At 54.7% G+C, this 24,224-nt stretch carries 17 protein-coding genes; 2 read left to right on the plus strand and 15 right to left on the minus strand.

What is annotated here, in order from left to right; genetic code table 11:
• Nucleotides 1-3 precede the first annotated feature (3 nt).
• Entirely contained in the window at nt 4-3,753 is a 3,750-nt protein-coding gene (locus OCV63_RS05760; RefSeq protein ID WP_158362661.1) for a phosphoribosylformylglycinamidine synthase, read from the minus strand.
• A 228-nt stretch (nt 3,754-3,981) separates the two neighbouring features.
• Here OCV63_RS05760 and OCV63_RS05765 point away from each other — a divergent pair, with 228 nt between their 5' ends.
• Together OCV63_RS05765 and OCV63_RS05770 are read left to right on the plus strand one after the other, a co-directional pair.
• The gene (locus OCV63_RS05765; protein ID WP_158362663.1) at nt 3,982-6,252 is read left to right on the plus strand and encodes a hypothetical protein; all 2,271 of its coding nucleotides are present in this window, start codon (nt 3,982-3,984) and stop codon (nt 6,250-6,252) included.
• 2 nt (nt 6,253-6,254) lie between these two features.
• A complete protein-coding gene (locus tag OCV63_RS05770; RefSeq protein ID WP_158362665.1) occupies nt 6,255-7,139 on the plus strand; it encodes a LysR family transcriptional regulator in 885 nt (294 codons plus the stop codon).
• Between the two features lie 105 nt (nt 7,140-7,244).
• Here the strand turns inward: OCV63_RS05770 and OCV63_RS05775 are convergent, their stop codons facing one another.
• The 14 genes from OCV63_RS05775 to OCV63_RS05840 form a co-directional block, all read right to left on the minus strand.
• On the minus strand, nt 7,245-9,620 hold the full coding sequence (locus OCV63_RS05775) for an ATP-dependent DNA helicase (protein WP_158362667.1): 2,376 nt from the start codon (nt 9,618-9,620) through the stop codon (nt 7,245-7,247).
• Between the two features lie 219 nt (nt 9,621-9,839).
• Nucleotides 9,840-10,067 carry an HPr family phosphocarrier protein gene (locus tag OCV63_RS05780; RefSeq protein WP_158362669.1) on the minus strand — a complete coding sequence of 76 codons (228 nt, stop codon included), beginning with the start codon at nt 10,065-10,067 and terminating at the stop codon, nt 9,840-9,842.
• A 286-nt stretch (nt 10,068-10,353) separates the two neighbouring features.
• The gene (locus OCV63_RS05785; RefSeq protein WP_158362671.1) at nt 10,354-11,031 is read right to left on the minus strand and encodes a thiamine diphosphokinase; all 678 of its coding nucleotides are present in this window, start codon (nt 11,029-11,031) and stop codon (nt 10,354-10,356) included.
• Nucleotides 11,028-11,687: a ribulose-phosphate 3-epimerase gene (gene rpe / locus OCV63_RS05790; protein ID WP_158362673.1), complete on the minus strand. Its 660-nt coding sequence runs from the start codon at nt 11,685-11,687 to the stop codon at nt 11,028-11,030. Before rpe ends, OCV63_RS05785 begins: the two co-directional genes overlap by 4 nt.
• Before the next feature lie 2 nt (nt 11,688-11,689).
• On the minus strand, nt 11,690-12,568 hold the full coding sequence (gene rsgA, locus OCV63_RS05795) for a ribosome small subunit-dependent GTPase A (protein WP_158362675.1): 879 nt from the start codon (nt 12,566-12,568) through the stop codon (nt 11,690-11,692).
• A gap of 12 nt (nt 12,569-12,580) precedes the next feature.
• The gene (pknB, locus tag OCV63_RS05800) at nt 12,581-15,082 is read right to left on the minus strand and encodes a Stk1 family PASTA domain-containing Ser/Thr kinase (RefSeq protein ID WP_158362677.1); all 2,502 of its coding nucleotides are present in this window, start codon (nt 15,080-15,082) and stop codon (nt 12,581-12,583) included.
• A 60-nt stretch (nt 15,083-15,142) separates the two neighbouring features.
• Entirely contained in the window at nt 15,143-15,868 is a 726-nt protein-coding gene (locus OCV63_RS05805) for a Stp1/IreP family PP2C-type Ser/Thr phosphatase (RefSeq protein ID WP_262670660.1), read from the minus strand.
• A complete protein-coding gene (gene rlmN, locus OCV63_RS05810; RefSeq protein ID WP_158362679.1) occupies nt 15,834-16,925 on the minus strand; it encodes a dual-specificity RNA methyltransferase RlmN in 1,092 nt (363 codons plus the stop codon). The genes OCV63_RS05805 and rlmN overlap by 35 nt, the downstream gene beginning before the upstream one ends.
• 2 nt (nt 16,926-16,927) lie before the next feature.
• On the minus strand, nt 16,928-18,286 hold the full coding sequence (gene rsmB, locus OCV63_RS05815) for a 16S rRNA (cytosine(967)-C(5))-methyltransferase RsmB (RefSeq protein WP_158362681.1): 1,359 nt from the start codon (nt 18,284-18,286) through the stop codon (nt 16,928-16,930).
• Entirely contained in the window at nt 18,279-18,992 is a 714-nt protein-coding gene (locus OCV63_RS05820) for a zinc metallopeptidase (RefSeq protein WP_158362683.1), read from the minus strand. Before OCV63_RS05820 ends, rsmB begins: the two co-directional genes overlap by 8 nt.
• 33 nt (nt 18,993-19,025) lie before the next feature.
• A complete protein-coding gene (gene fmt / locus OCV63_RS05825; RefSeq protein WP_158362685.1) occupies nt 19,026-19,958 on the minus strand; it encodes a methionyl-tRNA formyltransferase in 933 nt (310 codons plus the stop codon).
• A 6-nt stretch (nt 19,959-19,964) separates the two neighbouring features.
• Nucleotides 19,965-20,441 (minus strand): peptide deformylase, encoded by a 477-nt coding sequence (gene def / locus OCV63_RS05830; protein ID WP_158362686.1) that lies wholly within the window; start codon nt 20,439-20,441, stop codon nt 19,965-19,967.
• Nucleotides 20,442-20,504: 63 nt separating this feature from the next.
• Complete coding sequence (gene priA, locus OCV63_RS05835) at nt 20,505-22,733, minus strand: replication restart helicase PriA (RefSeq protein ID WP_158362688.1); 2,229 nt, start codon at nt 22,731-22,733, stop codon at nt 20,505-20,507.
• Nucleotides 22,730-24,199, minus strand: coding sequence for a UDP-N-acetylmuramoyl-L-alanyl-D-glutamate--2,6-diaminopimelate ligase (locus tag OCV63_RS05840; protein ID WP_158362690.1), 1,470 nt, complete (start codon nt 24,197-24,199; stop codon nt 22,730-22,732). The genes priA and OCV63_RS05840 overlap by 4 nt, the downstream gene beginning before the upstream one ends.
• Nucleotides 24,200-24,224: the final 25 nt, after the last annotated feature.

The raw sequence follows: 24,224 nt of genomic DNA on the forward strand, positions 1-24,224 counted from the left end.
CCTTTATTTAAAATATGCTACGCCGGACTCGAAGATCTTCAAATCCTGCTCTCCGTAAATATTGATGGCAACGGAGTCGCCGCGGCGCTCGGAGTGCGCCATCTTGCCAAGGATACGTCCGTCCGGGCTGGTGATTCCCTCGATGCTTGCGTAGGAACCGTTTACGTTCCAATACTCGTCCATGCTGGCTTCGCCATCCGGATTGACATACTGAGTCGCTACCTGACCATTCGCGAAAAGCTTGTCGATCCACTCCTTGCTTGCCACAAAACGTCCCTCTCCATGGGAAGCCGGGTTTACATAAGTCTTGCCCAGTTCTGCGCCAGCCAGCCACGGGGACTTGTTGGTCACTACCTTGGTGTAAACCATCTTGGAGACATGGCGGTTGATGGTGTTGAAGGTCAGAGTCGGGGAATTCTCCATCTGTCCCACAATCTCACCGTAGGGTACCAGTCCCAGCTTAATCAGGGCCTGGAAGCCGTTGCAGATTCCCAGCGCCAGACCGTCCCGTTCATTCAGAAGCTTCATAACTGCCTCTTTCATCCGGGCATTCTGGAAGGCTGTCGCGAAGAACTTCGCGGAGCCGTCCGGCTCGTCGCCTGCAGAGAAACCGCCCGGGAACATAATAATCTGCGCCTGGTTGATGGCCTTTTCAAACTCCTCTACAGACTCGCGGATATCCCCCGCGGACAGGTTGCGGAATACCTTGGTAATCACATCCGCGCCTGCGCGCTCAAAGGCCTTTGCGCTGTCATATTCGCAGTTAGTTCCCGGGAACACCGGAATAAATACGGTCGGACGCGCCACCTTGTGCTTGCATACATAGACACTGTCTGCCTTGTAAAGCGGACTTTCCACCTTCTCGGCTCCTGACACTGCGGTGGTGGGGAATACCTTCTCCAGCGGCTCTTCCCAGGTCTTCAGCGCTTCTTCGGTATCGATCTTCATATCGCCGTAAGCGAAGCCGCTTTCGGTCACTTCACCGATTACGGTATAGGTTACGCCAAGCTCGCTCACCTTATCCGCCGGAACCTCCGCTACGATATCGCCGAAGCCTGCGGTAAACAGGTCTCTCTTATCTACGCTGTGCTCAATCCGAACGCCCAGTTTATTACCAAAGGACATCTTGCTGACAGCGGCTGCCAGACCGGAACCGTCCAGAGCGTAAGCGGAAACAATCCGTCCTGCCTTTACGTCCTCGAAGAAGCGGCCATACAGGCTCTTGATCTCCTCATAATCCGGCAGATCGTAAGCGTCTCTGTGAATCTGTACCAGAATCAGCTTATGGCCGGCTTTCTTCAGCTCCGGCGTAATGATGGTCTTATCGCTGGCCACATCCACCGCGAAGGATACCAGTGTAGGCGGTACGTCAATCTCGTTGAAAGTACCGGACATACTGTCCTTGCCTCCGATGGAGGGCAGGCCGAAGCCCAGCTGCGCGCTGTAAGCGCCAAGGAGTGCCGCGAAGGGCTGACTCCAGCGATGGGGATCCTCGGTCATTCTGCGGAAGTATTCCTGGAAGGTGAATCGGATTTTACTGTAATCGCCGCCTGCCGCTACGATTCTTGCCACAGACTCAATGACTGCGTAAACAGCTCCGTGATAGGGGCTCCAGCTGGACAGATAGGGGTCAAAGCCGTAGCTCATCATGGTTACCACGTCTGTCTTACCCTTCAGCACCGGCAGCTTCGCTACCATAGCCTGGGTCTCGGTCAGCTGATACTTGCCGCCGTAGGGCATAAGGACGCTGCCTGCGCCGATGGAGCTGTCGAACATCTCCACCAGGCCCTTCTGGGAGCATACGTTTAAGTCTTTCAGGGTATCCAGCCACTTGGCGCGGACATCCTCGACGTCATTTCTTACAAAGTATTTATCCTGCTCAGTGGGCAGGTCTACCGCTACGGTAGTCTCCTGGTGAGCGCCGTTGGTATCCAGGAACGCGCGGGAGATATTGACAATCTCCTTTCCTCTCCAGGAAAGCACCAGTCTCGGATCCTCGGTTACCACAGCTACGGTGGTAGCCTCCAGGTTCTCCTCTGCAGCGTATTTCAGGAATTCTGCCTCGTCCTTTTTATCTACTACAACAGCCATACGCTCCTGGGACTCGGAGATAGCGATCTCCGTACCGTCCAGTCCCGCGTACTTCTTCGGAACCAGGTCGAGGTTTACCTTCAGGCCGTCTGCCAGTTCGCCGATGGCTACGGATACTCCGCCTGCGCCGAAATCGTTACACTTCTTAATCAAACGGGTTACCTCCGGACGACGGAACAGTCTCTGGATCTTACGCTCGGTGGGAGCGTTACCCTTCTGTACCTCAGCGCCACAGGTCTCGATGGACTTCTCGGTATGGACCTTGGAGGATCCGGTTGCGCCGCCGCAGCCGTCACGGCCTGTCTCGCCGCCAAGAAGAATGATCAGATCTCCCGGATCGGAGGTCTCACGAATGACGTCCTTTCTGGGCGCCGCGCCCATCACCGCGCCAATCTCCATTCGCTTTGCCACATAGTTGGGGTGATAAATCTCTTTTACATAGCCGGTAGCCAGACCGATCTGGTTGCCGTAGGAGCTGTAGCCGTGGGCTGCGCCGCGTACCAGCTTCTTCTGGGGCAGCTTGCCCTTCAGTGTCTCCTTTACTGATACGGTGGGATCTGCCGCGCCGGTTACACGCATAGCCTGATATACATAGGTACGTCCTGACAGCGGATCGCGGATCGCGCCGCCCAGACAGGTAGCCGCGCCGCCGAAGGGCTCAATCTCCGTCGGGTGGTTGTGGGTCTCGTTCTTAAAGTTTACCAGCCACTCCTCGGTCTCCCCGTCGATTTCCACGGGAACTACGATAGAGCAGGCATTGATCTCATCGGATTCTTCCTGATCCTGTAATTTTCCTTCTGCCTTCAGCTTTCTCATAGCCATCAGCGCCAGATCCATCAGGCAGACAAACTTGTCCTTTCTGCCTTTAAAAATCTCCGCCCGGTCTGCCAGATACTGCTGGTAGGTGGCCTCGATGGGCTTCTTATAATAGCCTTCCTCAAAGCTTACGTCAGTCAGCTCCGTGGAGAAGGTGGTATGACGGCAATGGTCGGACCAGTAGGTATCCAGTACGCGGATCTCAGTCATGGACGGATTTCTATGCTCCTCGCCCTTGAAATAATTCTGGATATGCTGGAAATCCCGGAAGGTCATGGCCAGATTCAGGGAGCTGTACAGCTCTTTTAAAGCGGTCTCGTCCATCTCGCAGAAACCGTCGAAAATCTTCACATCCGCCGGCTCGTCAAATACCGTTACCAGCGTCTCCGGCTTCTCTACGGCTGCCTCGCGGGAATCCACCGGGTTGATGCAGTAGTTCTTGATGGAAGCCAGTTCTTCATCGGAAATGGCGCCCTCGATGACATAGGTGGTGGCGGTGCGGATCACCGGCTGCTCGTCCTCCTTCAGGAAGCGCACGCACTGTACGGCGGAATCTGCTCTCTGGTCGAACTGTCCCGGCAGGTACTCCACGCTGAATACGTGGGACTCCGGCGCTGTCTCAAAGCTCTCTTCATATAACATATCTACCGGCGGCTCGGAAAATACCGTCCGGCAGGCACGTTCAAATACCTCGTCCGAGATGTTCTCCACGTCGTAGCGGATCAGTACCCGCACGCCCTTCACATCCCCGATCCCCAGGAAGCTCTGAATTTCCTCCTGAAGCTCCTTCGCCTTCACGGCAAAAGCGTCTTTTTTCTCCACATAGATTCTTCTTACGTTGCTCATAACCGACCTCCTAAAATTATTTTCAGCACGGTATAACGTACATAGTTTGTATTATTATACCACATTATCCCTTTCCTAACAATTCCTGACTTTATCATAACACAAAAGATTCCATAAGTATAATTAATAGATTTAAAATCATTTATAACTTTATCTAATAGCTTTTTGGGATAAGCTATGATATAATACATTTATCTATGGAAATTTTTCGATACAGGAGTGAAGCTTATGAAACATCTCAGCAAATGGAAAACCCAGGGTCTTATCACCCTGATTTTTGTTCTTTTACTGCTTCTGATGCCCTTTCAGGACTATACGGAGCGGACTTTTCTCATGGATTCCATGAACTATCCGGAGGATCTCATCGGAACCCTGAATACAGACGCAGGAACCATCCAGGTTCCTGCCGGTCTGGGCTCCTTTGTGCTGGACACCGGCAGTCACTATTTCCGGCACGGCACCTACGAAGTCACCTTCAACGTGACATCCTCTGAGCCCGGCAATACAGTGGATGTGTACGATCCCCTCTATGTCAATGAGGACAACACTACCGGTAAGATTCTGGCTTCCGCCGAAGTTCCCGTGGACGGTGAAAACATCCATCTTGACTTCACCATCGAGGACTACGCGGAGAGCATCCAGTTCCGGGTAAACTGCCAGACGCCCATGACCTTCGAAAGCGTCTATCTGCTGTCCCAGCGGGGACTCTATCAGGATCCCTATATCTACGCGGGACTGGTGGTTCTGGCATCCGCGCTGTTCTTCTTATACCGCAGAAAGCATAAAGTGCGCCCGGAGCCGCTGGCCCTGCTGGTCTTCGCAGCTCTCTGGGCTTCCCTGCCCACCTGCTTCCCCTGGCTTCCCTACGGCCACGATATGTATTTCCACTATGGACGCCTGTTCAGCCTGTCGGAGGAGCTGGGTCGTTCGCTCCTGCCCATCCGGTTCCACGCCAGCATGGCCCGGGGCTTCGGATACTGCGTCCCCATGATGTATTCCGAGTTCTTCCTGTATCCGTTTGCCCTTCTGATCCGCCTGGGACTGTCCCCCATCGGCTGCTGGCATCTGCTGATTCTGGCGGTCAATCTGGCTACAGCCTGGGTGGCTTACTATTCCTTCTCCCAGCTGACCCGCTCCCGCAGGATCGGTCTCATCGCGGCCATGCTCTATACCCTGTCCATGTACCGGCTCATCAACCTGTACACCCGGGCAGCCATGGGCGAGGTTCTGGCCACGCTTTTCCTGCCGCTCCTTATGCTTGGCATGTACCAGCTCTTTCTCGGCAATTCCCGGAAATGGTGGATTGCGGTCCTGGCCTTCACCGGCCTGTTCCAGTCCCACGTCATTTCCACAGAGCTCGCTCTGGGCTTCTGTGTCCTGTTCGCTCTCTGGAATATCCGGAAACTGAAAGCCGTAGATCGGCTCATTCATCTGATTCTGGCCGCCGTGTCCACAGTTCTTCTGAACCTGTGGTTCATCCTGCCGTTTCTGGATCATATGCGCTATCCCATGTTCGTCATGGGTGAAGAACGAAACCTCTATGCCTATTCCGTGTACCCGGCCCAGTTTTTCGATCTGTCCCTGAACAACCCTTCCGCGGACTCTCTGGGACGGACCAGCTTCGCCGGTTCGATGCCCTTCTCTGTAGGCCTGCTTCTGCTGATAGGCATTCTGCTCTTTGTGCTGCTCTGCTTCCGGAAGGAGCATAAGAACACCTTCCATATGAATATGGGCAAATGGTGCCTGGGCCTGGGAGCCTTTTCCCTCTACGCTTCCTCTGTTTATTTTCCCTGGGAAGCTATTCAGCGCATCTCATTTTTGAACCTGTTTGCGGAAAAGATTCAGTTTGCGTCCCGCTTTCTGCCCTTTGCCTCCCTGTTCTTAGGCATCACGGCGTCTATCGCCATCTATTATTTCTTTGAAAACAGGGAACAGCGCAAAATGCTGTGTCTGCTGCTGGGCGTGCTGCTCCTCTACACCTCCGGCAAATATATGAGCGACTTTGCCAACAGCGCCAATACCTTTGTGGACTGGGACAATCAGATGGATCACGCCCGGGATACGGACATGCTCTATCTCATCAGCGACAACGGGGCTTATGTCAGCGTCCGTCAGATGAACGCCCAGGATACGGCCTTCCACGGTTCCGAGGGGCTGGAGCTTTTCGACTGCTACCGGGACGGCACTGACGCCGGCTGTTCCTACCGGAATACCATCGGTGGCGACGCTTACATTGACGTTCCCCTTTATTACTACCCGTATCTCCATGTCTATGATCAGGATGGCAATCAGCTCGCCACCAGCCATGGCGACCTGCTGCGGCTCCGGGTGGCACTGCCCGATACTTCCGATGGAAGCATCACAGTCCGCATGGAAATGCCTGCCTTTTACCGGGTGGGCGACTGCATTTCCCTGACTGCGCTTCTTCTGCTGGTTGGCAGCGCCGTCTATCTGCATCGGAGACATAAGGCCGGACAGGTACCGGCACAGGAGGTCTGAAGATGGATATTAATTACGAGCTTTATAAAGTCTTTTACCATGTGGCGGTGACGCTTAGCTTCTCGGAGGCTTCCAAGCAGCTCTTCATCTCCCAGTCGGCAGTGAGCCAGTCCATCAAGGTTCTGGAGAAGAAGCTGAACCAGAACCTGTTCATCCGAAGCACGAAACGGGTGCAGCTGACCCCCGAGGGCGAGATTCTGCTGCGCCACATCGAGCCCGCCATCAACCTGATAAAACGGGGTGAAAATCAGATCATGGAAGCCAATTCCCTGGGCGGCGGCCAGCTGCGCATCGGCGCCAGCGACACCATCTGCCGGTATTTTCTGGTGCCTTACTTAAGCCGATTCCACAAGGAATTCCCGGGCATCCATATTAAGGTTACGAACAATACCTCCATTGGCTGCGTAGATCTCCTGGAGAGCGGACAGGTAGATTTGATTTTTACAAATTATCCCAATTCCCGTTTGGGTAATACGGGACACATGACCAAGGTTCGCTGCTTTCAGGATGTCTTTATCGCCAACCGGAATTATTTCAATCTGGAAAACCAGAAGCTAAGTTTCAAGGAGCTTCTGAACTACCCGATTCTGATGCTGGACCGCAAGAGTACCACCAGCGAGTACCTGCACACCTTGTTCCAGCAGCATCAGCTGGATCTGGTTCCGGAAATCGAGCTGTCCAGTAATGACCTGCTTCTGGACCTGGCGGCTATCGGACTCGGCATCGCCTTTGTGCCCGATTACTGTCTGCCGAAGCATTCCTGCGATCTGTTTCCGCTGACGCTGGCAGAGGAACTGCCCAGCAGACAGCTGATGCTGGTGCATAGTGAGCAGCTGCCCTTGAGCCCGGCGGCAAAGCAGTTTCTGGAGTACTTTACTGCATCGTAAAATGAGTTGCATTTTTGCTGTATCTTTCTGATTCTTATACAGGCAATATACAAAAACACCGATAAGTAATCTCCAAATAAAGTTACTTACCGGTGTTTCTTTGATTCATGTCCGTTCTTTCTTTTCCTGTTGACACCAGAACTTTTCTATCTTTTCCCCCACATCCCGGCTCCGGCACCCCTGTACGCCACTCCACTCCAGCGGGAACAGACGCGTGTACTCGGCGGTCCCGAACCGGTCGTCCAGGAGCATCACCACGCCCAGATCCTCCTCTGTCCGGATGACCCGGCCTGCGGCCTGCAGAACCTTGTTCATACCCGGATAGCGGTAGGCGTAGGCGAAGCCGTCCATCTGCCGTCCCTCGTAGTACTGCCGCAGAATCTCCCGCTCATGGCAGATCTGGGGCAGGCCTGTCCCCACGATGGCAGCCCCGATGAGACTCTCCCCCTTCAGGTCGATGCCCTCGGAGAAGATGCCGCCCAGCACACAGAAGCCCAGGAGGCTCCGCGTCCCGGCTGGCTCCTGATAGCGGCTTAAGAAAGCCTCCCTCTCTGTTTCCCGCATACCACTTTGCTGAATCACGCATTCGGTCCGGCCCTCATCCAGCTCCAAATAGAGAGCATAGACGTCCTCCATCATCCGGTAGGACGGGAAAAAGGCCAGGTAATGGCCGGGGCGCGCGCCGCTCATTTGCCGCAGATAAGCGGCTATCCGCTCATATTCGCTGCGATTTCGGCGGGTGTAGCGGCTGCTCACATCCTGGCCCAGCAGAAGCAATCGCTTCTCCGGCCGGAAGGGCGACCGGGCGTAGACTGCGTAGTCGTCCTCCGCTCCCAGCAGGTGCTTGTAATAAGGCATAGGCAATAAGGTGGCTGAAAAGAAAATAGCCGCCCGGCCCTTATCGAGACAGGCCCGGATATTTTCTGCCGTCTCCACGCAGTACAGTTTCAGGTAAAAATTCCCATTTCCCCCGATTTCACTGTAAATCACATAATTTTCATCCAGCAGATCCGCTGTGTTCAAAAAATTCCGCAGGGTAAACCAGAATTCCAGCACCTTCTCATCCAGCTCCGGCTCCAGCCCTTCCTCCCGCAGGCGATCCAGCTCCGTCGATAAGGACAGCGCCAGCAGAATCAGCGGATCGAGATTCTCATGAAGCTGCCAGGTCTCACACTCCCGCTTCAGGCCCAGCAGATACTTGTTACAGCGATCCAGCAGCCGTTCGGCCTTTCTATCCCGGCCTTTCAATGCCCGCTTCAGCTCCAGAAAATCTTCTTTACAGAGAGCCGCACTGAACATCTCCCTTCCCCGCTCCACCAGGTTGTGGGCCTCGTCGATGAGGAACAGGTAATCCCCTTTGACGCCCTCGCCGAAGAAACGCTTCAGCCGCACGTTTGGGTCGAAGACGTAATTGTAATCGCAGATGACCGCGTCGGTCCAGGAGGCCGTGTCCAGGCTCAGCTCAAAGGGGCAGACCCGGTGCCGCTCCGCCTGGGAGAGCAGGGTCTCCCGATCAAGGGCGTCCGGACCCGCCGTCAGCAGCTCGTAGACCGCGTCGTTGATTCGGTCAAAATGTCCTTTGGCATAGGGACAGGCGTCCGGATTACAGTCCGGGGTCTCGCAGATGCAGAGCTTCTCCTTTGCTGTCAGAGTGACCGCTTTCAGGCGCAGGCCCTGATCCCTTAAGATTCCGAAAGCTTCCTCAGCCACGGTCCGCGTCACAGTCTTGGCTGTCAGATAAAAGATGCGGTCGCCCAGCTCCTCCCCCACGGCCTTCACCGCCGGGAATACCGTGGAAATGGTCTTGCCGACGCCCGTGGGAGCCTGGATAAAGAGCCGCTTTCCCCTGGCAATGGTCCGGTAGACACCCGCTGCCAGCTCCCGCTGACCCTCCCGGTAGGCGAAGGGGAATTCCAGGGGCTGAATGCTGGCCTTTCTTGTCCGCTTCCATTCGTACTGGAATCTGGCCCATTTTTCATAGCGGCGCAGCAGCCCATCGAACCACTGCTCCAACTCCTCCCGCTCCCGCACAGACCGGAAATAGCGCAGCTCCCCGGTCTCCAGGTTGCCGTAGGTCATTTGGATACCGATCCGGGGCAGATCCTGCTGTCTTGCGTAGATGCCAGCGTAGCAGAGAGCCTGAGCCAGGTGCACGGGAATGGGTTCCTCTATCAGGGCCACATCCCGGTACATGCCCTTAATCTCGTCGATGTAGACCTCCCCGTCCTCAGTAAAGATCCCATCGGCCCGCCCCTCCACCAGGCAGTCGAAGTCGCCCATGGAGACCAGATATTTAAGACTTACTTCGGCGGTATAGTGTGCGCCCATCCGCCGTTGAATCTTCCGGTGCAGCCGTCCCCCGGCCTGCATGGCTTCCAGATCCGACTTCGTACCTGTTCGATTGTCCAGATCTCCTGAACGGAGAATAAATTCCACCAGATCCCGCACGGAAATGCGGATCTGCGGCCGTATCTCTTCCATGTGCCGATCTCCCTGTCTTTTCTCTGACGGCTCCTGTCGTCTTGGTTTCTTTTTGTATTGTAACACAGCAGCACGCTCCTGTAAAATCGCCTGAAGCATCCCCGCTTTGCCACAACACCCGGCAACAGGTGTTTACAACAGAAGAAGGAGTCTCCGGCATCCTTCAGACGCCGGAGACTCCTTCTTCTGTCGCCGTATTTTACTTTTTATCGGTCAGTTTTAAGCCACTGCAAATTTTGCCAGCACCTGGTCGAACTCACCGTTCTCCCCGTGACATTTCACGGTCAGGATCTGGTTCAGGTCCATGCTCAGCACGCCCAGAATGGACTTGGCGTCGATCAGGATTCGATTGTAATATACATCCACATCAAAATCACACTGGCTTGCGCCGCGTACAAACTCCCGTACGTCCTCGGTTGCATTCAGCTTAATCTTTTTTGTCTGCATTATTTCTTCACTCCTTTAGGCCTGAATACGTATTCTAAGTCTGTTACAAAGTACATTTGCACTTCGTTGGACGTATTATGACAGCAAGTAATTACTTTGTCAATCCCCGCCGCAGATCTTTGTGCACCCTACAGTTTGCCCAATTTTTTAGTAATTATGCACAAACATTTTTCGTGATTTTTCGACATTTTTACACTGTTTCAAGTCTGTTCCCCTGAATTTCCATTTTAAAATGTTCCTGCGATGCAGACAACCCAGGATTTCACTTTGTATTTCTGTTAATTTTTCAGTCCTCCGGGAAACGTTTCGGCTCGTCCCTAGACTCGATTAATACAAAAATTCCGGTTTTTATGCGGATTTCCGCAATTTCTGCGGTAATTTCGTTGCTGACGCCAAGTCCTGCGCTTCCGGTGCTGGTGAAGGTATAGTCAGTCAGTTCGTACTTAAATCCACGTAACTCCACACCGGTGACCTCTGTGGTCAGGGGCAAAAGGGATACATATTTTCCATACTGCTCTGATTTTTTCAGATGGACCACTCCGTCCATCAGCCGAATCCGGTTGTAGGCGTCCAAAATGATACAGGACACACCTTTCTTCCTGGCCAGCATCAGACTCTGGATATTGCCCAGCACGTGATCCAGGCGGGTGCCAGTGCCGCCCAGGATCGTAATTTCACTGCTTCCCAGCTCCAGGGCCAGCTCGATGGCGATCTGACTGTCGGTGGAATCCTTCACCGGGTTAAAACGGCGGATAGGAATGTCAGTCTGCGTCTGGTAATACTCCACCAGCTCCGGGGCTGCCGTGTCGAAGTCCCCCACAATCCAGGTGGGCCTTATCTGATTCTCATAGAGGAATTTCAGACCGTTATCCACGGCAATGATCTGGTCAAATATCTCATTTTTCAAAAAAGACAGGGCAAAATCCCGCTCGATTCTGCCCCCGCTGATGATTACTGTCTTCATGCTTCACCCAATATTTTCATAAAGTCTGTCACGTTCTTCTCGATATCGCCGCCGAATACCGCGGAGCCCGCCACGATGATGTTGGCGCCTGCATCCAGAACGGTCTGTACGTTGTTCAGCTTGATACCGCCGTCTACTTCGATGTCAATCTCCAGTCCGCGCTCCTCCATCATTTTCCGCAGATCACGGATCTTGGCGGTACAGCTCTCGATGTACTTCTGACCACCGAAGCCCGGATTGACCGTCATCAGAAGTACCATATCCAGATCCTCCAGAATGTAATCCAGCGCGCTTAAGGATGTGGACGGATTCAGGGCCACACAGGCCTTCATACCGTTCTCTTTGATAGCCGCGATGGTGCGGTTCAGGTGCGGGCAGACCTCGGCATGGACGGTCAGAATATCCGCGCCCGCTTCCGCAAAGGCCTTAATGTACGGATCCGGGTTATCCATCATCAGATGTACGTCAAAGACTGCCACGGATTTCTTCCGGATAGCCTCGATGACTGGAAAGCCCAGAGACAGGCTCGGCACGAAATGTCCGTCCATCACGTCAATGTGCAGGTACTCCGCGCCTGCCTCCTCCGCTTTTCGGATGTCCTCTCCCAGCGCTGCGAAATCTGCGGCCAGAATGGACGGGGACAACTTGTTGATCATAACTAATACCTCCTCTTATCCTTCAACTCCTCATACAGAAGTTTATAGTTTTCGTATCTTATGGGGCTGATCTTCTTCTCCTCCAGAGCCTCCTTGACACCGCAGCCCGGCTCATGGATGTGGGCGCAGCCCTGAAAGCGGCAGAAGGGTTCATATTTCGCGAATTCCGGAAAATAGGTTCCCAGCTCTTCCTTTTCCATGTCCGGCAGATAGATGGAACTGAAACCCGGCGTGTCGCAGATAAATGTATCCTTATCCAGGGCAAACAGCTCGGAATGACGGGTGGTATGCTTTCCCCGCTCAATCTTCCGGCTGATGTCGCCGGTCTCCATGCCCGCCTCCGGGGACAGGAGATTGATGAGGGAGGATTTGCCCACACCGGAGGGTCCAGCCACAGTGGTGGTCTTTCCCTTTAACAGCTCCCGGATAGCCTGAATGCCCTCCTCCTTCGCCGCGCTGGTGAACAGGACCGGATAGTCCGCGCTCTCGTAGGTAGCCCGGAGCAGCTTAAGTTCCTCCTCATTTACCATGTCCTGCTTGTTGAAGCAGACCACAGCCGGAACCTTCTGGTACTGCATCAGAATCAGAAAGCGATCCAGCAGATTGAAGTTCGGTTTCGGCTTCGCCGCCGCAAAGATAACCAGCGCCTGGTCGATATTGGCTACGGCCGGGCGGATCAGTTCATTTTTCCGGGGCAGGATTTCTTCGATGTTACCTTTTTTTTCTTCTTCGTCCAGCACGTCCAGTCGGATATTGTCCCCCACCAGGGGCTTTACCTTCTGGTTGCGGAAGGCCCCTTTTGCTTTACATTCATAGATACCGGATTCCGCCACGTGAACGTAGTAGAATCCGGCAATTCCTTTTATTATCTTTCCCTGCATGAATCCGTCCTGTTACTGCGCCTGACCGCCGGATCCTGCTGACTGGGTGGTACCGTCACCGGCAGACGGGGACGGATCTGCGGACGGAGACGGAGTCACCGTCGGTGTCAGTCCGGTTTTGCCGCACTGGGAGCACTTGCCATTGGCATCCACGTTGGGATGGGTGCAGACGCCGAGACTTACCACCACGTCGATCTTGGTTCCCAGATTCTGGGCTCCGCTGGGGCTACAGGAGATAATCTTGCCTTCTGCCACCGTGTCGCTGTATTCCTTAGTAATATTGCCCACTGTGAAGCCGCGGTTTGTAATCTCATTGACGCTGTCGCCTGACCCCGGTACATTCGCCGTCTTCGCCGGCTCCGGTCCTTCACTCAACGTAACGCTTATGGTGCTTCCCGCAGCCACATCCGCGTCCATCGGGGAATGGGTCACAACCGTTCCCTTGTCATATTTATCGCTGTACTGGCTGTCGGTATAAGATACCTTCAGGCCTTTTCCATCCAGCTTGCTCTCAATCTCGCTCTTGGTATAGCCTCTGTAATCGCCCACATGGACCGTATTCTTGCCCTTGCTGATCACATAGCTGACTTTGGTGTTCTTGTCTACCTTGGTACCTGCGGACGGGCTCTGGGAAATGATATTGCCCTCGTCCACCGTATCGCTGTATTCCTGGGATGCCTGACCGGACGCCAGTCCGGCTGCCTTTAAGAGCTCCTTGGCCTTGGACTCGGTCTTGCCGGTGATGGTCGGAACCTCTACCTGCTGATTCGCTTCCTTGCCCTTGCTGACCACGACAGTCACCACGCTGCTCTTGTCAATCTTCTTGCCTGCTGCCGGCGAGGTGGAAATAACCTTACCCTCTGCCACGTCCTCACTGGTCACCTCTGAGATATCCACAGAAAGTCCCAGCGCCTCCAGTGCGCTCTTGGCCTTGGCCTCGGTGTAGCCCTTCACATCGGGAACCTCCACTTTCTCGCCGTCTCCGCACACATCCACTACGATGGTGGTATTTGGATCTACCTTAGTGCCCTCTTCCTCACTCTGGCTGACGATCTGGCCTGCTTCATACTGATCGGAGGACTTGGTCTCCCCCAGCGTAATGCCCAATCCCAGCTTGTTCAGCTCTTCCTTCGCCTCGGAATAGCTCTTGCCCAGCAGATTCGGCACTTCCACCTCCTCGTTCAGGACGTCTGCGATCTCGGTATCGTCTGTGGTCTTATCACTGGATCCCTTTCCAAAGCCCAGCACCTTGCCGATGATGACTGCCAGGATAATCACGATGATGATGGCCGCCACGATACCGCCGATGGTCATGATCTTCTCCATCTTCGGATCCAGAATGCCGCCGTCGCTATCGTCGTCATCCTCCTCGTCCCCGTCGTCCTCATCCTTTTTCTCTTTTTTCAGGAAGCCGAAGAGACCGCCCTTTTTGCCGCGTCCTTCGTCTTCGTCGTAATCGTCATCCTCGTAATCATCGTCTTCGTAATCGTCGTCTTCGTCGTCCTCATACTCCTCGTCATCATATTCCTCATCCTTTTCCGCGTTCAGACGGTCCAGATAAGCGTATTTGGACTCAGCGTCATCGGAAGCTGCCGGAATCCGTCCGGTCTCCCGCTTGATTTTGGAAATCTCGTCCCGGGTGATAGCTACAGTCTTGGCTCCATCCGGCACAATCTCTTTTACAAAATTTACATCCGGCGTAAGCAGGGACTGCTTCAGATCCGCGATCAGCTCCGCCGCGCTTGCGTAACGGCGATCCGGACTCTTCTCCGTACATTTCAAAATAATATGTTCCAGACTCACCGGCACATCGGAAGCATAGACACGGGGGGATACGATATCCTCCTGCAGATGCTTCACCGCCACCACCACGGTGGTTTCGCCGTCGAAGGGCACCCGTCCGGTCACCATCTCATACATGACGATACCTAGGGAATAGATGTCGCTCTTGGCGTCGCTGTAACCACCTCTGGCCTGCTCCGGGGAAGTATAATGCACGGAACCCATGGCGTCCGCAGTATTCGTATTGGAGGAAATGGATTTGGCGATGCCGAAATCCGTCACCTTCACCTTGCCCTCCCGGGAAATAATGATATTCTGGGGCTTAATGTCCCGATGTACAATCTGATTGTTGTGGGCAATCTCCAGGCCGGAAGCCACCTGAATGGCGATGCTGGTCGCCTCTTTGACGGTCAGCCGGCCCTTTTTCTCGATATAAGTCTTGAGGGTGATGCCCTCCACCAGTTCCATGACGATATAGAAAATATTCTGCTCGTCGCCCACGTCATAGACATTGACGATATTCGGGTGGGCCAGCGCCGCAGCGGCCTGGGCCTCCTCCTTGAACTTGCGGACGAAATTTTTATCCTCCACAAATTCATCCTTCAGTACTTTTACCGCCACAAAACGGTTCAGCTTGTGGTCCTTTCCTTTGAAAACCTCAGCCATGCCGCCAGATCCAATTTTTTCCAAAATCTCGTAGCGATCTCCTAAAAACATTCCAATTCTTACCATAATTTACTTCACCTCATCATCCTATCCACGTTTGTAACTGTTCAGCGCTGAGCCAAACTATTACACGCGTTCTATTAATACGACAGCAATGTTGTCTCTCCCGCCGTTGTGATTGGCTGCTCTTATGAGCTCCTTCGCGCAGGATTCCAGATCCGTGCGCATGTCCACAATCTCTTTGATCTGCCCGTCGCTGACCATATTGCTCAGGCCGTCCGAGCACATCAGAAGGCATTCGCCCTTCTGAAGATCCGTGTCGAAGTAATCCGGTTCCACCGTATCCGACACGCCGATTGCTTTCGTAATAATATTTTTGTCGGGATGATTTCGTGCCTGTTCCTCTGAAATCTCTCCCATGCGGACCATTTCCTCCACCAGGGAATGATCCTCTGTGATCTGTTCGATCCGATCGCCGATCTTATACAGGCGGCTGTCTCCCACATTGACCACGTAGACCATGCCCTTATTCACCGTGGCCGCCACCAGTGTAGTGCCCATGCCCGTATAGCTGGTCGATTCTCTGGCTTTCTCCAGCAGCTTCTGGTTCCCGTACTGGAACGCGCCCTTCAGAATCTGATAGGGGTTCGTCTGCATACTCTTGGAGACGGCTTCCTCTACCTTCGCAACCGTATATTCAGAGGCCAGATCGCCTGCTTTGTGGCCGCCCATGCCATCCGCCACCAGAAACAGGTTCGGGAGATTACCCACAGGCTCTTCCGATACATAAATATAGTCCTGATTGATCGCGCGGCACTTACCGATATCCTTCATGCCCCAGGCTTTCAGCATCTGATTCCTCCTCTCTGGGTTCCCCGCTTTTCAGATAGCGTCTGCGCAGCTGTCCGCAGGCGCCGTCGATATCGCGGCCCATTTCTCTTCTAATAGTAACATTTATCCCGTATTTTTCAAGTTCCTTTTTGAAATTGCCGATGACCTCTTTTTTCGGCTGCACAAAGCTCCGCTCGGTCACCGGGTTTACCGGAATCAGATTCACATGGCTGTGAATGGGTTTGGCCAGGGCCGCAAGTCTTTTCGCGTCCTCCGGGTGATCGTTGACGCCGCCCACCAGGCTGTACTCGAAGGTCATCCGCCGTCCCGTCTTCTGATGATAGTAGGCGCAGGCGTCCAGCACCTCCGGCAGAGCATATTTATTAGCGATGGGCATCAGCTCCGCCCGCTTCTCCTGGGTCACCGCATGGAGGGACAGGGCCAGGGTAATGGCCAGCTTCTCATCGGCCAGCTGCCGGATCCGCGGCACGATGCCGCAGGTGGATACAGTCAGGTTTCGCTGACTGATGTTCAGGCCATTCTCGTCGGTCAGAAGCCGGATAAAACGTAAGAGATTGTCGTAATTATCCAGCGGTTCGCCGGTTCCCATGACCACCACGTTGGAGACGCGCTCGCCGCTGTCCTTCTGAATCCGGTAAATCTGGTCCAGCATCTCCGAGGGCTTTAAGGATCGCACCACGCCGCCAATGGTGGAGGCGCAGAAACGACAGCCCATACGACAGCCCACCTGAGAAGAGATGCAGACAGAATTGCCGTGATGATAGCGCATCAGGACGCTCTCGATCACATTGCCGTCGGAGAGACGGAACAGATACTTGCAGGTTCCATCCAGCTTCGACCGCTGTACCTCTACAATTTCCAGATTCGTATATTCGTATTCATTTTTCAGAAGCTCCCGTAAGTTTCTGGAGAGATTACTCATCTCGTCAAAGCCGGAAGCCAGCTTTCCGTGCATCCAGTTGTAGATCTGACCTGCCCGGAAAGCCTTTTCCCCATGATTCTGAAGCTCTGTTTTCAGTTCTTCCAGGGTCAGGGATTTGATATCCGTCTGTTCCATATCTATTTTCCGTTATTCTTTCTGAATTTCGCAATGAAAAAGCCGTCGCAGGAATGTACGCCCGGAAGCAGCTGTAAATAGCCCTGCTTCGTGGTTTTGCCCTGAAGCTCCTCTGGCAGACAGTCGTCCAAGGACACCGCTTCATATGGGAAATGGGACAGGAACCAGCGCACATTTTCCTCATTTTCCCCCTGGTTGATGGTGCAGGTACTGTATACAAGAGTTCCTCCCGGCTTCACGTAGGCTTCCACGGTACTCAAAATCTTTCGCTGCAGCTCCTGTAATTCCTGCTGCTGTTCCTTACTCATGCGGTACTTGATGTCTGTCTTTTTGGAGAGAACGCCGAGGCCAGAGCAGGGTAAATCAGCCAGTAATACATCGGCTTTTTCTTTTGACGCTTCCTCATATACGCAGGCGTCCTTCACGGACACCGTTACGTTCGTTACACCCAGACGCTCCGCATTATCCCGAATCAGGTCTGCCTTATATTCCGTCAGATCCCGCGCGTCCACACTGCCCGTCTCTCCTGTCTTCTCCGCCAGATACAGGCTCTTGCCGCCGGGAGCCGCGCACACGTCGATGCAGTAGTCGCCCGCTTTCACGCCTGCGATCTCCACGGCCAGCATGGAGCTCACATCCTGGACCTGGAACAGCCCTTCCCGGAATTCCGGCAGGCCGCCCAGATAATCGAAACCTTCGATCTGCAGCGCGCCGTCGATATAGGGCGCTGCCTGGACGCGGATATTCTGGGCTTCCAGCCGAACCTTCAGATCTGCCGGACTGATCCGGTTCTGATTTACCCGGATAGTTAATGGCGCTTTTTTACAGAAGGCTGCCAGCATGGTTTCCGTCTGCTCCCGTCCGTAGATCGTGAGCCATTCCTTCACCATCCATTCCGGCATGGAATAGCGCACGGACAGGTAACGCACCGGCTCTTTTTCGGATGGCAGCTTTACCTCTCCGAGATTCCGGGCGATGTTACGTAACACACCGTTTACAAAGCCCTTCAGCTGTCGGAAGCCCTTTTTCTGGGCCAGCTTTACCGCCTCGTTGCAGACCGCGGAATCCGGCACGCTGTCCATGTATTTGAGCTGATAGACCGACATCCTGAGGATTTCCCGGATGACCGGCTTCTGTTTTTTCACTTTGACGCTGGAAAACTGGTCCATGATGTAATCCAGCTCGATCCGCCGCTCGAGAGTTCCCTCCACCAGACGGGTCAGAAAGGCACGCTCCTGTTTTTCCAGATACTGGTATTTATCCAGTACGTTTCGAAGCGCGATGTGGCTGTATTCTTCGCCTGCCGATACCTCCAGCAGAATCCCCAGAGCCAGCTCACGCATATCTGTTCCTTTAGTCACGATTTCTTCTTCCTCCAAAGAGTATCAGGAGACGCAGGAGAGACAGGATAGAAGCCGCTGCCGCCGCCACATAGGTCATGGCCGCCGCGCTTAAGACCTTCTTCGTTCCCCGAATCTCATCTCCGTACAGGATTCCCGTATTTCCCAGAATCTGGATCGCACGGTGGGACGCGTCGAACTCCACCGGCAGGGTCACCAGCTGGAACAATACGCCCAGGGAGAACAGCAGGATTCCCAGATTGATTAAAAAGCTGCTGCTTCCGAAAACCAGTCCGATGATGATAATCGGCCAGGCCGCCTGGGTTCCGAAGTTTGCCACCGGCACCAGGGCGTTTCGGAAGCGGAGCGGGAAATAGTCTTTGTCGTCCTGCACCGCATGGCCGCACTCATGGGCCGCCACGCCGAGGGCCGCTACAGAGGTGGAATTATAGACCACGTCCGACAGACGTAAGACCCGGTTCTTCGGGTCGTAATGATCAGTCAGCTCGCCGCTGACATGCTCGATGCGCACATCGTAGATGCCGTTGGCCCGCAGAATCTGATCCGCCACCTGGGCTCCGGTGAGGCCGGACATACTGCGCACCCGACTGTATTTGGAATAGGTGGTCTTCACCTTGGCCGAAGCCCACAGGGAAATCACCACGCCAATCAGTACTAATAGATAAGTGGGGTCAAAATAATAACCATAGCCGTATCCATAAGGCATAACGTAACACTCCTTTTCATCACGGGCACGGGATTAACCCAGCTTTGTGCCCGGCTCTAAATGATAGCCTCTTAAAAAGGCTGCCGTATCCATCCGTTTCTTTCCCTGAAGCTGAAGCTCTGTTATCTCCAGCGCTCCCTCGCCGCAGGCCACACAGACAGTATCCTTCGTCACTCTTATGATCTCCCCACAGGCGGCATTTTTATCCGCTCTCTCACAGACCCGCGCAGACCAGATTTTCAGGGTCTTGTCGCCCAGCTTTGTATAAGCGCTGGGCCACGGGTTTAGGCCCCGGATCAGCCGTTCCAGCTTCACCGCGCTCTGGGTCCAGTTAAGATCCCCCATATCCTTGGTCAGCATCCGCGCATATTCCGTCGGGCTTTCCCCCTGTTTCTCGGGCTTTAATTCGCCCTTTTCCATCTTCTCCAGCGCTTCCACGCAGAGCTTTGCGCCAAGCCCGCTTAACCGGTCAAAAAGGCTTCCGCCGGTCTCGTCCGCCGCAAGCTCCAGGCTTCCTTTCAGGAGCATGTCGCCGGTATCCAGCCCCTCGTCCATCTGCATGATGGTCACGCCGCTCTCCTTCTCGCCGTCGATAACCGCCCACTGGATCGGGGCCGCGCCGCGGTATTTGGGAAGCAGGGAGGCATGGACGTTGATGCAGCCGTACTGCTTCATTTCCAGAATGGACTTCGGGATGATCTGGCCAAACGCGATGACTACGATCACATCGGCCTCGGTCTCACGCAGCTTCTCGATCACTTCCGGATCCCGCACCTTCTTCGGCTGGTAGACGGTCAGGCCGTGCTTTAAGGCCGCCTCTTTCACCGGGGTGGGCTGAAGCTCATGCCCTCTGCCCTTTGGCTTATCCGGCTGGGACACCACCAGGGGAATCTCATGTCCCGCCGCGATCAGCGCCTCCAGTGTGCCCACAGAAAAATCCGGGGTTCCCATAAATATAATTTTCATATGCATTTACTCCTCGTCGTCGCCTGTCTCTACATCGTAGAGCTCGCCTTCCACCAGATCCACATACAGCTTACCGTCTAGGTGATCCAGCTCGTGGCAGATAGCCCGGGCCAGCAGTCCTTCCGCCTCTACCTCGTAGCGCTCCATATTCTCGTCGTAGGCTTCCGCCTTTACGTAGTTGGGGCGCTTCACATTGCCGGCCTTGCCCGGGACGCTCAAGCAGCCCTCGCTGCCATCCTGCTCGCCTGCGGTCTCCAGAATCCGTGGGTTGATCATGGTATAGGGATGTCCGTCGGTGTCGATGACCACGATGCGCTTCAGGATTCCCACCTGGGGAGCCGCCAGACCCACGCCCATGGCTTCATACATGGTGTCATACATGTCGTCGATAAGCTCCTGAATCTTCGGAGTCACCTCCCTGACCTCACGACAGTGTTTGCGGAGAATGTCGTCTCCCAGCTCTCTGATATTTCTGATTGCCATTTTTTTCCTTCCTTTCTGTTACCGTTCCCTTCGTTCACAGTAACTGTGAATCGTAGTTTCCCTTTAAAAGGGATTCACGGGATCCATATCAAACTGTATATTGAAGGTGGATAGCAGCTTTTCCTTCGGAAGCTCTGCCTCCAGCCATTCCTTCCATTCTGTTAAATATGCTATTTCCGTACATTTCAGATACAGCACCTTGCGATAGATGTCCTTTAGCTTCGACAGGCCCGGGTCCGAGGGGCCGATGAGGACGATTTCCTTTCGGGTATGCGCTGCCGCTAACACCTTCAGCCGCTCCGCACCCCGGTTCAGAGCTTCTTCGTCCTCCGACATGAGGTAAAGCGCCATCAGGTGGGCCGCCGGAGGATAATTCATCATCCGCCGGAACGCCATTTCCTTTTCAAAAAACGCCTGGTAATCCTGGGCTGCCGCCGTCTCAATGCTGTAGTGGTCGGGACTGTAGGTCTGAATCACCGCCACTCCGGGCGTGTCGCCCCGGCCTGCCCGGCCCGCCGCCTGCACCAGAAGCTGAAACGTGCGCTCCGCCGCCCGATAATCGCCCGCATAGAGGGACAGATCCGCCGCCAGCACGCCCACCAGGGTCACTCCCGGAAAATCGTGTCCCTTCACGATCATCTGGGTGCCCACCAGAATATCGGCCTGTTTCCTGGAAAATGCTTCCAGAATTCGCTCATGGCCGCCCTTCTGCCTCGTGGTATCGAAATCCATCCGCAGGATCCTCGCTCCCGGAAATGCCTTCGCGGCCGCTTCCGCCACCTGCTGGGTGCCCGCCCGGAACGCTCCGATATAGACCGATCCGCAGGAAGGGCATTTCTTCGGCGCCTGGGTCTGATAACCGCAGTAATGGCAGACCATCCGACCTCCATGGTGCAGAGATAAGGACACATCGCAATGTGGACATTTTATCACATGTCCGCAGGCTCTGCAAGAAACAAAGCCCGCATAGCCCCGCCGGTTCAGGAAAAGCATGATCTGCCCACCCTTTCGCAGGCGTTCTTCCATGAGCTCCTTTAACCGGGCACTGAAGACGGAGCGGTTTCCCATGCGAAGTTCTTCCCGGAGATCCACCACCTCGGTCTCGGGCATGGCCCGGTTCTCAATGCGAAGCGGCAGCTCGTAAAGCTGATAGACGCCTTCTCTGGCCCGCTCGTAGGAATCCACTGACGGCGTGGCCGAACCCAGCACCACGAAGGCCCCGCACATGCGGGCCCGTTCGACGGCCGCCTCCCTGGCGTGATAGCGGGGGGCGTTTTCACTCTTATAGCTACCCTCATGTTCCTCATCTATGACGATAACGCCCAGATGGGAAAATGGCGTAAATAAGGCGGAACGAGGGCCTATCATGACTTTCACCCCGCCCCGTCTGGCCCGCTCAAACTGGTCGTAGCGCTCCCCGGCGGACAGCTTCGAATGGATAATCGACACCTGATCGCCAAAACGCCGGTAAAACCGCAGCACCGTCTGAAAGGTCAGAGCAATCTCGGGAATCAGCACGATGGCTTCTTTTCCCTGCTCCAGCACCGACGCAATCAGTTCCATATAGACCTCGGTTTTTCCGCTGCCGGTAACGCCGTGAATCAGGGAAGGCCGCAGATCTCCTGCTGCCGCGCGCGCCGCCACATCGTCCACAATAGCCTGCTGAGCCGGGTAGAGGGCGAAGGGATGGGCCTGTACCTCTGACGGTCGAATCGGATTTCGGAAAATGGTGTCGGATTCAATACGGATGAGACCGAGTTCTGTCAGCTTCCGGGCTGTGGCGGCGGTCAGGCCAAGAGCCTTCTGGGCTTCCGCGTAGTCCAAGCTGGCCTGCTCCAGCAGAGCTTTTAAGATGCGGACCCGGGCGGTCTGGTGCTTTCGTTCCATTTCTGCCAGTACGGCTTCGGCTTCTTCCCTGGGAACCGCCAGCCGTACTTCCCTGGAAATTTTTTCCTGTACACTCTTTTTTACCGGAAGCACCGTTTTCAGAGCCTGGTTCATAGTGGAGCCGTAAGTGCGGCGCATCCAGGCTGCCAGGGCGATGAGCTGCCCCTCCAGCCGAATGCCCTTTTCCGCCAGTCCCAGGATGGGCTTCAGCTTCCCCTCATCCCACTCGCAGTTATCGGTCAGCTCCAATACGTATCCGGTCAGGATCCGACCCCCATTTCCGAAGGGAACCCGAACCTGCATGCCCTCTTTTAAGATGTCCTGCAGTTCCTCCGGAATCCGGTACTGGAAGGTCCGATCCAGCTTTTCCAGGGAGATATCTACGATGATATTGGCAAATTTCACTTTCTACCTAACTCCTCCAGAACCTCCGCAATCAGCACCCGCTCATCCATGGGATGCTTGACGCCGCAGATTTCCTGATAGTCTTCGTGACCCTTTCCGGCCAGGACAATGACGTCGCCGGGCTGGCCATGCTCGATGACGTAGCGGATGGCTTCTTTCCGGTCGATGATTTCCACGTATTTTCCACTGGTTTTACCGATGCCGATCTTGATGTCGTCGATGATGGCCTGGGGTTCCTCGAAGCGGGGGTTATCGGAGGTGATAACGGTCAGATCCGCCAAATTGCCGGACACCTCACCCATCTCATAGCGGCGCAGCTTGGAGCGGTTGCCGCCGCAGCCAAACAGGCAGACCAGACGCTTCGGGTTGTATTCCTTTAAGGTAGTCAGCAGACTTTCCAGGCTCATGGCATTGTGGGCATAGTCGATCATCAGGGTGAAGTCGTCGGAGACCTTCACCTTCTCGATACGGCCCTTGGTCTGTACCACCTCCAGGGCTGCCAGCATATCCTCCTTCGGAATGTCAAAATGACGGCAGACCGCGATAGCCACCAGAGAATTATATACACTGAAGCGGCCCGGCATATCGATTTCCACATCGAAATCCATGAGGCCGGATACGTGATAGTCTACGCCCAGGAAGCCCGGACGATTCACCAGTTTCAGATCGGACGCCCGGAGATCCGCTTTCTCGGAAAAGCCGTAGGTCTCCACCTTACAGGTATGGCCCTGCAGGATATCGTCGCAGTGCGCGTCGTCCACATTGACCAGACCTAAATCGCACTGGCGGAACAGGCGGCTCTTGCACTCCATGTATTCCTCGAAGCTGGCGTGCTCATTTTCCCCGATGTGATCAGGTGCCAGATTCGTGAAAATGCCGATATCAAACTGGATGCCCGCGGTGCGGTGGAGCTTCAGGCCCTGGGAGGATACCTCCATGACGACCACCTTGCAGCCCGCCTCCACCATCTGGGCGAAGTATTCCTGCACCTCGTAGGACTCCGGCGTGGTGTTGTGGGCCGGGATGTGCCTGTCGCCGATGATAACTTCGATGGTGCCGATAAGGCCGGTGGGGATACCAGCATGCTCCAGGATGGATCGGATCATGAAGGTAGTGGTGGTCTTGCCCTTGGTTCCGGTAATGCCGATGACCTTCAGCTTCTTCGCCGGATACTGGAAGTAAGCTGCGGATATCAGGGCCAGGGCGTAGCGGGTATCTTCCACCAGTACGACAGTCGTGCCCGCCGGTACGTCCACAGGGCGCTCGGCCACGATGACTACCGCGCCGTTCTTCGCCGCCTCGCCTGCCACGTCGTGGCTATCGAAGGTAGCGCCCTTGATGCAGACGAACATGCACTCCTTCTTTACTTTTCTGGTATTATATACAAGCTCGCTGACGTTGACGTCGATGCTGCCGCTTACGACTTCATATTTCAGATCTTTCAGTAATTCGCGTGCTGCTCTCATGCTACTGCCTCCTCATGCTAAAACC

The sequence above is a fragment of the Laedolimicola ammoniilytica genome, assembly GCF_025567165.1.
Lineage (GTDB): Bacteria > Bacillota > Clostridia > Lachnospirales > Lachnospiraceae > Laedolimicola > Laedolimicola ammoniilytica.

Coding starts and splice junctions, on each gene's coding strand:
- OCV63_RS05760 (WP_158362661.1), bottom strand. CDS start 3,753: ATGAGCAACGTAAGAAGAATCTATGTGGAGAAAAAAGACGCTTTTGCC.
- OCV63_RS05765 (WP_158362663.1), top strand. CDS start 3,982: ATGAAACATCTCAGCAAATGGAAAACCCAGGGTCTTATCACCCTGATT.
- OCV63_RS05770 (WP_158362665.1), top strand. CDS start 6,255: ATGGATATTAATTACGAGCTTTATAAAGTCTTTTACCATGTGGCGGTG.
- OCV63_RS05775 (WP_158362667.1), bottom strand. CDS start 9,620: ATGGAAGAGATACGGCCGCAGATCCGCATTTCCGTGCGGGATCTGGTG.
- OCV63_RS05780 (WP_158362669.1), bottom strand. CDS start 10,067: ATGCAGACAAAAAAGATTAAGCTGAATGCAACCGAGGACGTACGGGAG.
- OCV63_RS05785 (WP_158362671.1), bottom strand. CDS start 11,031: ATGAAGACAGTAATCATCAGCGGGGGCAGAATCGAGCGGGATTTTGCC.
- rpe (WP_158362673.1), bottom strand. CDS start 11,687: ATGATCAACAAGTTGTCCCCGTCCATTCTGGCCGCAGATTTCGCAGCG.
- rsgA (WP_158362675.1), bottom strand. CDS start 12,568: ATGCAGGGAAAGATAATAAAAGGAATTGCCGGATTCTACTACGTTCAC.
- pknB (WP_158362677.1), bottom strand. CDS start 15,082: ATGGTAAGAATTGGAATGTTTTTAGGAGATCGCTACGAGATTTTGGAA.
- OCV63_RS05805 (WP_262670660.1), bottom strand. CDS start 15,868: ATGCTGAAAGCCTGGGGCATGAAGGATATCGGTAAGTGCCGCGCGATC.
- rlmN (WP_158362679.1), bottom strand. CDS start 16,925: ATGGAACAGACGGATATCAAATCCCTGACCCTGGAAGAACTGAAAACA.
- OCV63_RS05820 (WP_158362683.1), bottom strand. CDS start 18,992: ATGCCTTATGGATACGGCTATGGTTATTATTTTGACCCCACTTATCTA.
- fmt (WP_158362685.1), bottom strand. CDS start 19,958: ATGAAAATTATATTTATGGGAACCCCGGATTTTTCTGTGGGCACACTG.
- def (WP_158362686.1), bottom strand. CDS start 20,441: ATGGCAATCAGAAATATCAGAGAGCTGGGAGACGACATTCTCCGCAAA.
- OCV63_RS05840 (WP_158362690.1), bottom strand. CDS start 24,199: ATGAGAGCAGCACGCGAATTACTGAAAGATCTGAAATATGAAGTCGTA.